Genomic DNA, 13941 nt, shown 5'->3' on the forward strand with positions numbered 1-13941 from the left:
CGAACCGGTAGATCTGGGCGATGGCTCGGCTGAACAGCGCCACGCCGACCACGGCGAGTACCAGCGACACGATGATCGCGGCGAGTTGCATTTCAGGGCTCCTCGGACCTGCGAGAGCGGCGGCTCGGGCCGACTGCCCGGCTGTCTACTAAGCAGTAACTTATGCAGTTCTCCTGAGGGTACCCAGTATCGGCGCACGCGTGCAGCCGCGCCGCCGGTGATCTGTGTCGCTGAGGGCAGCCTTGCCCGGGCCGGGGCGCCGCCGGAGGGTCGCCGGAGGGGCCGATCGGCCGTGCCGCGACGGCCCTGCGCGCAGGGGCGGCTCTAAAGTTGAGCGGCACCGACTCAGGTCTGTTGACACGGAGGACGCCGTCCGGCACTCTTGAGTCAGTTCCACTCAAGTAGGCAGTTGGAGGGTTTCACCATGGCACGTGCGGTCGGCATCGACCTGGGCACGACTAACTCCGTCGTCAGCGTTCTCGAAGGCGGCGAGCCCACCGTCATCACCAACGCCGAGGGTGCCAGGACCACGCCGTCCGTCGTCGCCTTCGCGAAGAACGGCGAGGTGCTCGTCGGCGAGGTCGCCAAGCGCCAGGCTGTCACCAACGTCGACAGGACGGTCCGCTCGGTCAAGCGCCACATGGGCACCGACTGGCGGATCAACCTGGACGGCAAGGACTTCAACCCGCAGCAGATGAGCGCCTTCATCCTGCAGAAGCTGAAGCGTGACGCCGAGGCCTACCTGGGCGAGAAGGTGACCGACGCGGTCATCACCGTCCCGGCGTACTTCAACGACTCCGAGCGCCAGGCCACCAAGGAGGCCGGCGAGATCGCGGGCCTCAACGTCCTGCGCATCGTCAACGAGCCCACGGCCGCCGCCCTGGCGTACGGCCTGGACAAGGACGACCAGACCATCCTCGTCTTCGACCTCGGTGGCGGCACCTTCGACGTCTCGCTGCTGGAGATCGGTGACGGCGTCGTCGAGGTGAAGGCCACCAACGGCGACAACCACCTCGGTGGTGACGACTGGGACCAGCGCATCGTCGACTACCTGGTGAAGCAGTTCGCCTCGGGTCACGGCGTGGACCTGTCCAAGGACAAGATGGCGCTGCAGCGTCTGCGCGAGGCCGCCGAGAAGGCGAAGATCGAGCTGTCCTCGTCCACCGAGACCTCGATCAACCTGCCCTACATCACGGCGTCCGCCGAGGGCCCGCTGCACCTGGACGAGCGCCTCACCCGCGCCCAGTTCCAGCAGCTGTCCGCGGACCTGCTGGAGCGCTGCAAGATCCCGTTCCACAACGTCATCAAGGACGCGGGCATCCAGCTCTCCGAGATCGACCACGTCGTCCTCGTCGGTGGCTCCACCCGCATGCCCGCCGTCGCCGAGCTCGTCAAGGAGCTGACCGGCGGTCAGGACGCCAACAAGGGCGTGAACCCGGACGAGGTCGTGGCCATCGGCGCCGCGCTCCAGGCCGGTGTGCTCAAGGGCGAGGTCAAGGACGTCCTGCTGCTCGACGTCACCCCGCTGTCCCTCGGTATCGAGACCAAGGGCGGCATCATGACCAAGCTGATCGAGCGCAACACCACGATCCCGACGAAGCGTTCGGAGATCTTCACCACGGCCGAGGACAACCAGCCGTCGGTGCAGATCCAGGTCTACCAGGGCGAGCGCGAGATCGCGGCGTACAACAAGAAGCTCGGCATGTTCGAGCTCACGGGCCTGCCGCCGGCCCCGCGCGGCATCCCGCAGATCGAGGTCGCCTTCGACATCGACGCCAACGGCATCATGCACGTCTCCGCCAAGGACCTCGGTACCGGCAAGGAGCAGCGCATGACCGTCACCGGTGGCTCCGCGCTGCCGAAGGACGACATCGACCGCATGATGCGCGAGGCCGAGCAGTACGCGGACGAGGACCACAAGCGCCGCGAGTCCGCCGAGACCCGCAACCAGGCCGAGGGGCTCGTCTACCAGACCGAGAAGTTCCTCAAGGACAACGAGGACAAGGTCCCCGGTGACGTCAAGACCGAGGTCGAGGCGGCTGTCGAGGACCTCAAGGAGAAGCTGAAGGGCGAGGACTCCGCCGCCATCCGCGAGGCCACCGAGAAGGTCGCCGCCACCTCCCAGAAGCTGGGCCAGGCGCTCTACGCCAACGCCCAGGCCGAGGGTGGCGCGGCCGGTGCCGCCGGTGCCGCGGGCGGTGCCCCGGCCGACGACGACGTCGTCGACGCCGAGATCGTCGACGAGGACAAGAAGGACGGTGCCGCGTGACGGAGGAGACCCCGGGCTTCGAGCAGGAGCCTGACGTCCCCTCTGCCGAGGCCGGTTCCGCGTCGTCCGCGGACTCCGCGGGCGACACGGCGCCGGGTGCCGGGTCCGCCGAGCAGGCGGCCCCGGCGTCCCCGGCCGGGGACGCGAACGCCATGGTCGCTCTGCAGGCGCAGCTGGACCAGGTGCGTACGGCGCTCGGTGAGCGCACGGCGGACCTCCAGCGGCTCCAGGCGGAGTACCAGAACTACCGCCGCCGGGTGGAGCGGGACCGGATCGCGGTCCGCGAGATCGCGGTCGCCAATCTGCTCACCGAACTGCTTCCGGTGCTCGACGACATCGGCCGTGCCCGGGACCACAAGGAACTGGTCGGCGGCTTCAAGTCGGTCGGCGAGTCCGTGGAGACGGTGGCCGCCAAGCTGGGCCTCCAGCAGTTCGGCAAGGAGGGCGAGCCCTTCGACCCGCTGGTGCACGAGGCCCTGATGCACAGCTACTCGCCGGACGTCACACAGACGACCTGCGTGCAGATCCTGCAGCCCGGGTATCGCATCGGGGAGCGCACCATCCGCCCCGCGCGGGTGGCGGTCGCCGAGCCCCAGCCGGGCACGCAGGGAACGCAGGGCAACGCTGACGCGGCCGACGAGGAGAACGGTGGCCCGGAACAGGGCTGACGTGAGTCACGCGCAGAAGGCACGGAAGGAGGGACGCCGGGGATGAGCATCAGCAGGGATTTGTTCGAGAAGGATCTCTACAAGGTCCTCGGCGTCCCGAAGGACGCCACCGAGGCGGAGATCAAGAAGGCGTACCGGAAGCTCGCCCGCGAGTTCCACCCGGACGCCAACAAGGGCGACGCCAAGGCCGAGGAGCGCTTCAAGGAGATCTCCGAGGCCAATGACGTCCTGTCGGACGCCAAGCGCCGCAAGGAGTACGACGAGGGCCGCGCCCTCTTCGGCAACGGCGGCTTCCGCGGCGGCCCGGCCGGCGCGGGCGGCTTCGGCTTCGACCTCGGCGACCTCTTCGGCGGCGGCGCCGCCGGCGGTGCCGGCACCCCCCAGGGCGGCGGCTTCGGCGGCGGCCTCGGGGACGTGTTCGGCGGCCTGTTCAACCGGGGCGGCGCCACGACCCGTACGCAGCCCCGGCGCGGCCAGGACGTCGAGACCGAGGTGACGCTGAAGTTCACCGAGGCGGTGGACGGTGCCACGGTCCCGCTGAAGATGACCAGCCAGGCGCCCTGCAAGGCGTGTTCGGGCACCGGCGACAAGAACGGCACGCCCCGGGTGTGCCCGACCTGCGTCGGCACCGGGCAGGTCTCGCGCGGCGGCGGTGGCGGTTTCTCGCTCACCGACCCCTGCGTGGACTGCAAGGGCCGCGGCCTGATCGCGCAGGACCCCTGCGAGGTCTGCAACGGCAGCGGCCGGGCCCGCTCGGCGCGCACCATGCAGGTGCGCATCCCGGCCGGCGTCACCGACGGGCAGCGCATCCGGCTGCGCGGCAAGGGCGCCCCCGGCGAGCGCGGCGGCCCGGGCGGCGACCTGTACGTGACCGTGCACGTCGACGCCCACCCGGTCTTCGGCCGCAAGGGCGACAATCTCACCGTCGTGGTGCCGGTCTCCTTCACGGAGGCGGCCCTCGGCGGCGAGATCAAGGTGCCGACGCTCGGCGGTCCCCCGGTCACCCTGAAGTTGCCCCCGGGTACGCCCAACGGGCGTACGCTGCGGGCGCGTGGCAAGGGTGCCGTCCGCAAGGACGGTACGCACGGCGACTTGCTGGTCACCGTCGAGGTCGCCGTTCCGGCGGCCACCGAGGGCAAGGCGCTGGACGCCCTGGAGGCGTACCGGGAGGCGACCGCGGACACCGATCCGCGGGCAGAGCTGTTCAAGGCCGCGAAGGGAGACTGAACCGATGAGCATGGGCGGCGGCATGCGGGGCGGACGGGGTCGCAACCCGTACGAGCTGACGGACGAATCCCCCGTCTACGTCATCTCGGTGGCGGCCCAGCTCTCCGGTCTGCACCCCCAGACCCTCCGGCAGTACGACCGGCTCGGCCTGGTCTCGCCCGACCGCACGGCCGGGCGGGGCCGGCGCTACTCGGCCCGTGACATCGAGCTGCTGCGCGAGGTCCAGCGTCTGTCGCAGGACGAGGGCATCAACCTCGCGGGCATCAAGCGCATCATCGAACTGGAGAACCAGGTCGCGGCCCTCCAGTCGCGGGTGGCCGAACTGGCCGCCGCCGTCGAGGGCGCCGCGGCCGCCATGCAGCAGCGCGAGGCGGCCGTCCACGCCTCCTACCGGCGCGACCTGGTGCCGTACCAGGACGTGCAGCAGACGTCGGCGCTGGTGGTGTGGCGGCCCGCCAAGCGGCCCGAGTAGACCCGGCGGAACGTTTCACGGCAGCAGGTCGGCGGGCCCCTGCGACACATGGTGCAGATGGCGGCCCGAGGCGATCATGGCGTGCAGCAGCCGGTGACCCTCCGCCGCGGGCACGAGCCCGTCGGCGCACGCGTCCCGCATCAGGTCGAAGGTCTCCTTCGTGGTGATCCCGCGCCGGCGGGTGAAGTTGCGGGCGGAGCGGTCGTCGGTGATCCAGACGGCGCCGCGGAACTCCCGCCGCCGCGTGATCAGTACGCAGGTCTCGGCCTCCCCGAGATGCCGGGTCGGCGCGTTCGACGGGCCGCCGAAGACCGCGCGGCGCAGCCGGTCGACCTCCCGGAGCTCAGCGCTCTCGGTGATCTCCACGGGCTCGCCCAGCCAGCCGGCCTCGGCCAGCCCGGCCAGACGCGGCAGGAACCGCGCGGAGCGGGCGGCCTCGTGGGCGACGGCCTGGGTCCAGCGGCCGCGGCCGTCCAGCACCTTCTCCAGCAGCAGCATCCGGTCCACGGCGGCGAAGTTGCACAGGACGGTGTTGTCCGGGAACCACCAGGTGGTCATGGCTGGAAGACCAGGTCCCCTTCTTCGGCGTCCTGTTGATCGGTGCCGTTGCCGGCCGCGGACTCGGGGGCGAGCAGGTCGTGCAGCCGCTCCACGTCCGTGTCCAGCAGTGCGGCGAGCGGGCGCAGCGTCGTCTCCCCCGCCAGATAGGCCTTGTACAACTCCGAGGCCAGGCGCGGCGGGAAGCGTTCGGCGAAGGCGCGCGACGCCTGCCGCTGGTACTCGTCGCCGGCGCCCGCCAGCAGATGGCAGGACTCCGTCGTCAGGGCGCGCAGGTGCTTGCGCCGTCCGGCGTCGATCAGGCCGAGTTGGTGCAGGCGTGCGGCGAGCGCGCTCGGCGACACCCGGAAGCGGACGACCAGCCGCTCGAAGGCGGCGTCCGTCAGCTCCCCCTCCGCGGCGGCGGCCCGCGTCAACTCCCGGGCGGGCATCAGCAGATGCGAGGCGAAGACATTGGCCCGCACCTCGGCGAGGTCCTTCTGCCGGCCGGGGGCGACATGGGACTCCACCACGACACTGCGGGCGTCCTTGGCGAGGATGTGGCAGAGCTCGTGGGCCAGGGTGAAGCGCTGCCGTGTCCACAGATCGGTGGGCGCGAGGAGCACGAGGCGGAACGTGTCGGTCTGCCAGGCGAGTCCGTCCACAGCCTGGGGAAGCCCGGTGATGGCGACGTCCACGCCGAAGTGCTCCTCGACCGCGGCGATCAGCTCGTCCGTCTCCAGCCCCGCCGCCGGCAGCCGCTCCCGTGCCTCCTCCGCCAGCCGCTCGCCCTGCGCCGCCCAGCGCTCCAGCGCGGGGTCCGGCTCCGGCACGGCGGGCAGCTCTCCTGCCCGGTCCAGCAGTTCCAGTACCTCGTAGGCGGCCGCGAACCGCTCGGTGACCTCCCGCGTCCCCGCCGGGTCGGGCGCGGTGTCGCTGCGCGTGCGGGCCGCGAGGGCGGGCCGCAGCGGCTCGTTGCCGGTGAGCAGCCAGTCCACGGTCGTGCCGCCGGCCTCGGCGATGAGCGCCAGGTCCAGCGAGGTGAAGCGGCGCACGCCGCTGAGCGACTTCGACAGCTTGTCGGGCGTGAGCCCGACCGTCCGGGCGAAGGCGGCCTTGGTCATCGCGGCCGCGTCCATCACGGTGCGTACACGTTCGATGACATACGGGTCCATGAAAACAGCGTAGGCGGGCCTTGCGATTATCGCAAGGCCCGCCTACGGTCGCGCTGCTAGGGCGCCAGAACCGCGTAGGCACCGCCCGGTGCGGACTCCGTGCCGTCCGCGTCCACGGCGGTCACCCAGTAGTAGTGGGTGGTGCCGCGGGGCGCGGTGGTGTCCTTCCAGGTCGTGCCGGTCACCGGGTCCGGCGTCAGGCTCTCGTACCGGCCGTCGACAGGATCCCAGCGGTAGACGAGGTAACCGGTGGCGCCGGTCGCCTCGTTCCAGCCCAGCCGCACACCGTCGGTCACGTCCTCGGCGGTCAGCTGCACGGGCGAGCCCTCGGGCGTCCCGACGGAGGGGGTGAGGTCGAGTTCGGTGAACTCCACCACGGAGGCCTCGTTCTCCCACAGGAAGAGGGAGTTGCCCCAGGTGTCCTCGGCGTCGACGAAGTAGCAGCCCCGCTCGCCGTCGGGCAGCCGCTCGGCGAGGTATCCGGTGGCGTGCGGGCCCAGCCACTCGACCGCGTGGCCGAAGCAGACCCGCTCCCCTTCGTCCTCGTAGAGCTCGCCGCGGTAGACCGTGTAACGGGCCAGGTCCGGCTCGGTGTTGGGGTTCCAGTGCAGACGCACCCCGTACTCGGTCGGCTCGGCGGTCAGACCGGAGACCAGGGCCGGGGGGACCTCGTCGCCGGGCGTGGTGAAGGCCGCCTCGTTCGAGGGTGCCGAAGCGAGCCCGTCGACGGTCTGGGTGACGGCGTAGTGGTAGGTCACGCCGCGCAGGGCCATGCTGGTGTCGGTGCAGCTGAACCGGGCGGGGTCCGCGCCGAGGTTGCCCTCGTAGTCGATCGCGCAGTTGAGGCGGGTCGCGGTGGCCGGGTTCACCGGCGAGGTGGCCGAGCGGTACACCGTGAACGTCCCGACGACCTGCGCCCTGGGGAGGCTCCACGTCAGCTTGACGCCGAGCAGGTTCTCGAGGGGGGTCGCCGCCACGTCACGGGGTGCGTCCGGCCGGATCACCAGCGGGGCCGCGCTCGCGGTCGCCGACCTGGCGGAGCCGTTGCCCGCGGCGTCCTGCGCGGCGACGGCGTAGAGGTACGCCGTCCTGGCGGCGGCCGTGGTGTCCGTGTACGACGCGCCCGACGGGGTGCCGAGGGCGGTCCACGGGCCGGTCGCCGACGTCGCCCGGTACACCTGGTACTTCGTCGCGTCCGCGACCGCGTTCCAGGTGAGCGCGTAGCCCTTGCCGTCGGCGGTGGCCACGGCCTTCAGGCCGGTCGGCGCGGCCGGGGCCTGCTCGTCGATCGAGGTGACGGTGACCGCGGACGACAGCGCCGAGGCGTTGCCGGCCTTGTCGACGGACATGACCGCGTACGAGTAGCGGGCGCCGTTGGACGCCGGCAGGTCCCGGTAGGACGTCGCGGTCACCGGGGCCGTGCCGCTGAGCCGGGTCCAAGTGCCCGAGCCCGTGCGCCGGTAGACGCGGTACCCCGCGAGGTCCATCTCCGCGTTCTTGGTCCACGCGAGGGTGAACGCGTGCCCGGTGGCCGGGGCCTTCAGCCCGGTCGGCGTCAGGGGCTTCACCTTGTCGACCGACGCCGTCGTGCGCGGCGCGTACGTGAACTTGACGTTCGCGGTGCTCTTGAAGGCGCCGAAGTCGACGCGGAGGGTGTGGCGGCCCTTGGGGACGGTGAGGTTGAGGGTCTTGGTCTGGGTGGTGGAGACGTCCTTCCAGAGGTTGATCTTGAGGCTGGAGTCGACGTAGACGCGGATGCCGTCACGGGCGGCGGCGGTGAAGGTGAAGGGGCCGCCGGAGCCGAAGTCGCGGCTGAGCGTCCAGCGCACGCCGAAGTTGTCGTTGGGGAGTGCGATGCCGGCGGGGTGGCCGGTGCCCCAGTTCTCGTTGATCGAGGTGTCGCAGGCAGTCTTCTTCGGGGTGCCCTTGAACGTGGTGTTGGCGTAGTAGGCCGCCGTCCACACCCCGGCGGAGCAGGTGGTGGCGGCGTGGGCGGTGCCGGCGGGCAGGGAGAGTCCCGCGGCCGCCGTGGCGAGGACGAGCGCGGTGGCGCCCGTTCGTATAGGCGTGGTCAAAGATTCCTCCTGAGGAGGAAAATACTGACACTCCCGAACGCCTGTGCACAGCCGTCGCGCGTACCCCGTGATCATGCCGTGTCCTGCCGCCCCGGTTTCCCCCGAACGCGGGGAACGATCACGGGCCCGCCGTGAGACTGGCCGCATGGATGCGATGAACGCAATGAACACGGTCTTCAACGCCGTCGCGCTCTCCTTCTCCCTGCTGGCCCTGCTCGTCTCCGCCGTCAGCGCCCGGCGGCAGGCGGAGGACGTGCGCAGGACCAATCTCCTGCTGTTCGTCGTCGAACTCAGCGCCGCCGCCCGTGCGCCCGAGTTCCGCGAGTCGCTGGAGTACGTGCGCGACCGCATGGGCGGCCACGACCCGGCCGCGGGCGTCACCGGGCTGCCGCGCCCGGCGCGCGACCACGCGCACCGGGCCGGGGGCTTCTACCAGGAGCTGGGGGTCCTCGTCGTCACCGGCGTCATCGACGAGGACAAGGCCGTGGCCATGCACTACACCGGCATCAAGGAGACATGGCGGGCCCTGGAGCCCTTCGTACGCGCCGAGCGGCAGCGCCTCGCCGCACGGGAGGGCGGCGGCTTCTGGGGCTCCTTCGAGCACCTCGCGGTCTACACGGCGCGGACGCCCTACTCGGACCTCGGCGCGCGGTTCCCGCGCCGCCGCTTCCCCGAACCCCGTCCGGCCCCCGAGGCGTGACGCACCCCCGCACGGGGCGGCCCCGTCGGCCGAAGGGGTGGCGGGGGCGGCCGGGCGGGGCGTGTGGGGGGCGGGGCGGGGAAGACGCGGGACATGTCACGTGAAGCGCTGTGGACCGGTGTGGTGCCGGGTCTGTCCGTCGGGATGCTGGCCGCGGCGGTGCCGCACGCGCTGGCCTGGCGCTCCGAGGGACTGGACGTGGCGATGGCGACGGTGGCCATGTGGGCCGCGCTGCGGCTCGCCTCGGACCGCGAGGGGCCGTGGTGGGTGTCCGGCGTCCTGGCGCTGGTCCTGGTGAGCCTCGGGGTGGCGGCGTACGGGCTGGAGGGGGTGCCGCGCTACGCGGACCTGGTGCCGGTCCCCGTGGTCGTGGCGCTGCTCGCGGTCGGCGGCGTCGGCTCGGTGTGGGCCCGGCGCCGCGAGGTGACCGTGGCGGGCGCGGCGCTCGGCGCCGGGGCGCTGCTGGCCGCCGCCTGGCTCCCGCTGTGGGCGGCGGTGGCGGCGTGGGCCGCGGCTCAGGCCGGTTCGACGTCGCGGACCTCGCTGCGCACGAGGTAGTCCTCCGGCTGGAGCGGCATCCGCTCGCGCTCGGGGCTGTTCCAGTAGCGGGCGTTGGCCGCGGCGAAGCCGTCCTCGCCCGCGTAGCCGATCAGCCGGACGAACTGGCCGCGCTCCCGGTCCACCCAGGCCTGGCCGATCTCGAAGCCGTGCGCGCGGCGCAGCGGCACGATCTCGGCGTGCAACAGGCCGAGCCAGGCGTCGAGCATCCCCTCCTTGATGGTGTACGTACGCAACTGCAACCGCGGTGCCGTGGCCATGCCGGACACTCCCGGGGGTTTCATGGGGCCGTGTGGACGCGGACCTGCTGGGGACGGACGACGCGGTCGCCGACGCGGTAGCCGTGCCGGACCACTTCCGCGACGTCGCCCGCGAGTTCGGGGCGGGGCGCGGGCACGGTGCCGACGGCCTCCTGGTGGGCGGGATCGAAACGGCCGGCGGCGACCGGGATGCGGGTCATGCCGTACTTCTCCAGGACGGTGAGGAGTTCGGCGCCCACGGAGTCGGCGAAACCGCCGTCGATGCCGGGGTGGCGGTCGATGCGGTCCAGGAGGAGTACGAGGTCGTACAGCAGGGGCTGCATGAGGCGGCCCTCGGCGGCCTTGCGGGTGTGGTCCAGTTCGGCGCGCAGTTCGTCCAGACCGCGCCGGCCCTCACGGTCGTTGAGCAGCCGGCGGCGGAACTGGTCGCCGAGCGAGGCCATTTCCTCCCGCAGTCCGTCCACGGCGTCGGCGACGATCGCGAACGGGTCTGGGGAGGGCGCCGCAGGCGCGGGCACCGGCGCCGGCTCCGCCGCGGCGGCCTCCGGCGGCAGCGGGAGCGCGGGTGGCAGGGGCGGCGCGGACGGGACCGGCGGCACGGGCGGTGGAGTGCTCATACGGTGCTCCAGGGCTGCGGCTGTCGCTGCGGGTCGCGGGCGTGCCGGGGAAGGGACTTGCGGGTGTGGAACCACCGGGGCCGGTAGCCGTACCAGGCCAGGAACACGACGACGGCGGCCGTCACCAGCACGCTGTAGAGGTTGACCTTGCCCTGGCCGGCGGCGAACGCCAGCACCAGGCCGACGAAGACGATCAGGACCATGCTGCCGCGCCAGTTCCACGTCTTGCGCAGGGCGTCCCGCGCGAGGCCGGCGTAGAACTCCAGCCGCCCCGTCAGTTCCGGGTCGCCGGGGCCGACGGCGAGCCCTTGGTCGACGCAGTGCAGCACCCGCAGGGCGGACTCCGCGGAGGCGACGACCAGCCGCCGGGTGAGCGGGTGCGTGACCATCGTGCCTTCGGCGCGCAGCGACCAGATGCGGGCGATCTGGTTGCGCAGCCCGGCGTGGCGGCTGCTGTGGCTCAGGGCCTGCTCGTACCAGTTCAGGGCCTCGTCGAAGCGCGAGGCGGCGTACAGCCCGTCGCCGATGGCGATCTCGGTGTCCAGATCGCCGGGCGCGAGGGCGGCGGCCTTCATGTACCAGCTCAGCGCGGTGCCGTGATCGCCGAGAGCGGTGTGGACGGCGCCGACCAGGTAGTGCGTGCCGGCGCTGTCCGGCTCCAGGTCCAGGGCCCGCGCGTGCTCCTGGAGGGCGTCCCGGTACTCGCCGAGGTCGCTGTGGACGGCGCCGAGCAGCCGCCAGGCGAAGGCGTTGCGCTCGTCGTGGTGCACGGCCTGGCGCAGTTCGTAGGCGGCGGCCTGCAGATCGCCCTCGGAGAGGAGCCGCTGGGCGGTGCCGACCCAGTCGCGGACGGTGCCGCCGAGAGTGGGCTGCACCGGTTCCGCGCGGGGCGGCTGCCGCGGCACGCTCCGCTTGGCGCGGGCGAGCCGCTGGTCGTACTGGGTGCGGGCGGAGGGGTCGGTGAGCGCCTTGCGGGCGTCCAGGACGCGCCGCACCTTGTCCTCTGCCTCGCGCCGCTTCTCCGCGGAGGGGGCCTTGCCGGCCCTTCCCGCCCAACTGCGGTGCTCGCGGTCGAGATGCTTGCTGATCTCCTCCGGTGTGGCGCTGGTACTGATCCCGAACTCGGTGTAGTAGTCGGGGACTTCGGTCGCGGTCATGGCGCGGCGCCTCCGGCTCCGGTCACAGGGCGGCGGTACGGGCCACCCGGTCGCTGAGTTCCTCCAGTTGCCCGGCGCCGAGGTTGTCGGGCCGTTCGACCTCGAACTCGCCCAGCCACGTGCCCGAGGTCAGGTCCTTGACCTCGACGTGGATGATGCCGTCCACGTCATAGGCGTAGAAGACCTCGAAGGGGGCGCCCTTGGGGTACGGCGGGATCTTGAGGGTGCTCTCGCCGACGACCTTCACGTAGTCCAGGTCCTCGCCCTCGCCCTCGGTGACCTGCACGCGCAGCGCGGTCTGCCGTTCGGCGACGGTGTAGAAGGTGTCGCTCTCCTTGGCCGGGACGGTGGTGTTGTGCGCGATGATCACCGCGTTGTACTCGGGGGAGCCGGGCGCGTCGGCGTGCACCGCGATCATGCCCAGCGACTGCGAGGTGACGTCCTTGATGGACTTGACCCTGCCCTTGGTCAGCCGGGCCAGGCCGTCGCCGGGGGCGGACTCCACGTGGGCGCCGCTGCCGATGTACTTCTTGCGTTCCGCGGCCTGCTCGGCGCGCACCTCGGCGTCCAGGGCGATCAGCGCGGCGCCCAGCGCCACCACCTCGTCCTGGTTGACACCGCGTTCCGCGCTCTTCCCGGACAGCCGCTCGACCAGTGCCGGCACCTGGGGCATCCGCGTGGAGCCCCCGACCAGCAGCACCTTGTCGATGTCGGCCCAGGCCAGGCCGGACTCCTCCAGGACGCCCTCGGTGAGGATGCGGGTGCGGTCGAGGAGTTCGGCGGTGAGCTCCTCGAACCGCTCGCGGGTGACGCGGATCTGCTCGTGCCGGCCGCCCGCCGAGAGCACGACGACGGCCTGCGGGGCGTTGGACAGCGTGCGCTTGGCGATCTCGGCCTTGTCGCGCAGTTCGGCGAGGGTGGCGCTGTCCTCGGTGAGGTCGGGGCCGCCGGCCGCCATGAAGGCGCCGTTGAGGTGCTCCATGAGCGCGCCGTCCCAGTCGAAGCCGCCGAGGTTGCGGTCGCCGTCGGTGGCGACGACGTCGTAGTCGCCGTCCTCGACCTTCATCACGGTCACGTCGAAGGTGCCGCCGCCCAGGTCGTAGACGAGGACGGTGCCGACGTGCTCGTCCTCGTCCTGGTCGACGCCGTAGGCCAGCGCGGCGGCGGTCGGCTCGTTGACGATCCGCAGCACCTCCAGGCCGGCGATCCGGCCGGCGTCCTGGGTGGCCTTGCGGCGGGCGTCGTCGAAGTACGCGGGGACGGTGATCACGGCGCGCTCCACCGGCTCGCCGAGCATCATCTCGGCGTCCTCCTTGAGCCGCTTGAGGATCAGCGCGGAGATCTCCTCGGGGCGGAAGGCCGTGCCGGACTCGGAGGTGTAGACGGGATGGGGCTCGCCCATGTAGCGCTTGACGAACTGCACGACGTGGTCCGGCGCGGTCGCCGCGGACCGCTTGGCCTGCGAGCCGACGACCACGGTGTCGCCCTGGAACATCACCACGGACGGGGTGATGTTCTCCCCCTCACGGTTGCGGACGATGGACGCGGTGCCGGTCCGGTCGGCCACCGCCACCGCGGAGTACGTCGTTCCGAGATCGATTCCCACAACCCGTGCCACCCCCGGGCACCTCCCCGTACGTCATGCCGCCCGAATCTGCCGGAGCGTCAATCATGCAACATGCAGGGGTGTTCACGGGATGGGATTGACGGGGTCAAAGGGGTTCAGGCGCGGCCCATGGCGCGGGTCAGCGCGATCTCGACGACGACCCGGTCCGGGTTCGGGGCGGGGGTGCGCCCGTAGCGCTCGGCGTAGCGGCGCACGGCGTCCGCGACGGCCTCCGGATCGGTGTTGACCCGGGCCACGCCCTCCAGCGTCGCCCAGCGCCCCTTGGCGACCTGGCAGACCGCGACCCTGGCCCCCTCCGGCCCGGCCGCCAGGATGTTGGCGACCTTGCGGCTCGCCTTGTTGGTGATCACCCGCGCGAGCCCCGCCCCGGGGTCGTACGTCACCCCCACCGGCACGACGTGCGGAGAGCCGTCGGGCCGGTGGGTCGTGAGCGTGCTCATCAGGTACTCCTGCCAGAAGGCGAGGTAGCCGGGGTCGGGGTCGCGCGGGTCGACGGTCATACCGGGAAGGATGTCACCCGGTGGGCGCCAGGGCGATGGAGCCCTGGGCGCGGGCGGCTCGGCCCCGTTGCCGGAGGCCGCGGTGCGGGGGTCCGTGGG

Annotated in this window: 14 protein-coding genes; 6 read left to right on the top strand and 8 right to left on the bottom strand. The window is 72.0% G+C overall.

Annotation, left to right across the window (positions count from 1 at the left end):
• The first annotated feature begins 424 nt into the window (after positions 1-424).
• From dnaK to ACIP9H_RS30040, 4 genes are read left to right on the top strand one after another with little or no spacing between them, the layout of a single operon-like run.
• Positions 425-2269 (top strand): molecular chaperone DnaK, encoded by a 1845-nt coding sequence (gene dnaK, locus ACIP9H_RS30025; protein WP_401591817.1) that lies wholly within the window; start codon positions 425-427, stop codon positions 2267-2269.
• Positions 2266-2937, top strand: coding sequence for a nucleotide exchange factor GrpE (gene grpE / locus ACIP9H_RS30030; protein ID WP_360900292.1), 672 nt, complete (start codon positions 2266-2268; stop codon positions 2935-2937). The genes dnaK and grpE (ACIP9H_RS30030) overlap by 4 nt, the downstream gene beginning before the upstream one ends.
• Positions 2938-2979: 42 nt before the next feature.
• Positions 2980-4164, top strand: a complete 1185-nt coding sequence (dnaJ, locus tag ACIP9H_RS30035) for a molecular chaperone DnaJ (protein ID WP_401591819.1) — start codon at positions 2980-2982, stop codon at positions 4162-4164.
• Positions 4165-4168: 4 nt separating this feature from the next.
• The gene (locus ACIP9H_RS30040; protein WP_360900298.1) at positions 4169-4636 is read left to right on the top strand and encodes a heat shock protein transcriptional repressor HspR; all 468 of its coding nucleotides are present in this window, start codon (positions 4169-4171) and stop codon (positions 4634-4636) included.
• A 15-nt stretch (positions 4637-4651) separates the two neighbouring features.
• Here ACIP9H_RS30040 and ACIP9H_RS30045 read toward each other — a convergent pair whose 3' ends face one another.
• The 3 genes from ACIP9H_RS30045 to ACIP9H_RS30055 are packed head-to-tail and all read right to left on the bottom strand — an operon-like array spanning position 4652 to position 8423.
• On the bottom strand, positions 4652-5194 hold the full coding sequence (locus tag ACIP9H_RS30045; RefSeq protein WP_401591822.1) for a hypothetical protein: 543 nt from the start codon (positions 5192-5194) through the stop codon (positions 4652-4654).
• Positions 5191-6348, bottom strand: coding sequence for an ImmA/IrrE family metallo-endopeptidase (locus tag ACIP9H_RS30050; protein ID WP_401591824.1), 1158 nt, complete (start codon positions 6346-6348; stop codon positions 5191-5193). Before ACIP9H_RS30050 ends, ACIP9H_RS30045 begins: the two co-directional genes overlap by 4 nt.
• Before the next feature lie 56 nt (positions 6349-6404).
• Positions 6405-8423 (bottom strand): PA14 domain-containing protein, encoded by a 2019-nt coding sequence (locus ACIP9H_RS30055; protein WP_401591826.1) that lies wholly within the window; start codon positions 8421-8423, stop codon positions 6405-6407.
• 154 nt (positions 8424-8577) lie between these two features.
• Here ACIP9H_RS30055 and ACIP9H_RS30060 point away from each other — a divergent pair, with 154 nt between their 5' ends.
• Positions 8578-9123 carry a hypothetical protein gene (locus tag ACIP9H_RS30060; protein ID WP_401961848.1) on the top strand — a complete coding sequence of 182 codons (546 nt, stop codon included), beginning with the start codon at positions 8578-8580 and terminating at the stop codon, positions 9121-9123.
• 93 nt (positions 9124-9216) lie between these two features.
• Positions 9217-9681, top strand: a complete 465-nt coding sequence (locus ACIP9H_RS30065) for a hypothetical protein (protein WP_401591830.1) — start codon at positions 9217-9219, stop codon at positions 9679-9681.
• Here ACIP9H_RS30065 and ACIP9H_RS30070 read toward each other — a convergent pair.
• From ACIP9H_RS30070 to ACIP9H_RS30090, 5 genes are all read right to left on the bottom strand, one after another.
• The gene (locus ACIP9H_RS30070; RefSeq protein WP_401591832.1) at positions 9639-9941 is read right to left on the bottom strand and encodes an NIPSNAP family protein; all 303 of its coding nucleotides are present in this window, start codon (positions 9939-9941) and stop codon (positions 9639-9641) included. The two genes, ACIP9H_RS30065 and ACIP9H_RS30070, sit on opposite strands and share 43 nt — an antisense overlap.
• Positions 9942-9961: 20 nt before the next feature.
• On the bottom strand, positions 9962-10558 hold the full coding sequence (grpE, locus tag ACIP9H_RS30075; protein ID WP_401591834.1) for a nucleotide exchange factor GrpE: 597 nt from the start codon (positions 10556-10558) through the stop codon (positions 9962-9964).
• On the bottom strand, positions 10555-11715 hold the full coding sequence (locus ACIP9H_RS30080) for a tetratricopeptide repeat protein (RefSeq protein WP_401591836.1): 1161 nt from the start codon (positions 11713-11715) through the stop codon (positions 10555-10557). Before ACIP9H_RS30080 ends, grpE (ACIP9H_RS30075) begins: the two co-directional genes overlap by 4 nt.
• Before the next feature lie 22 nt (positions 11716-11737).
• Complete coding sequence (locus ACIP9H_RS30085; RefSeq protein ID WP_401591838.1) at positions 11738-13321, bottom strand: Hsp70 family protein; 1584 nt, start codon at positions 13319-13321, stop codon at positions 11738-11740.
• Between the two features lie 116 nt (positions 13322-13437).
• Positions 13438-13842: a pyridoxamine 5'-phosphate oxidase family protein gene (locus ACIP9H_RS30090; RefSeq protein ID WP_401591840.1), complete on the bottom strand. Its 405-nt coding sequence runs from the start codon at positions 13840-13842 to the stop codon at positions 13438-13440.
• Between the last annotated feature and the right edge of the window lie 99 nt (positions 13843-13941).

The organism is Streptomyces sp. NPDC088732, from assembly GCF_044751205.1.
In the GTDB taxonomy this organism is placed as follows: domain Bacteria; phylum Actinomycetota; class Actinomycetes; order Streptomycetales; family Streptomycetaceae; genus Actinacidiphila.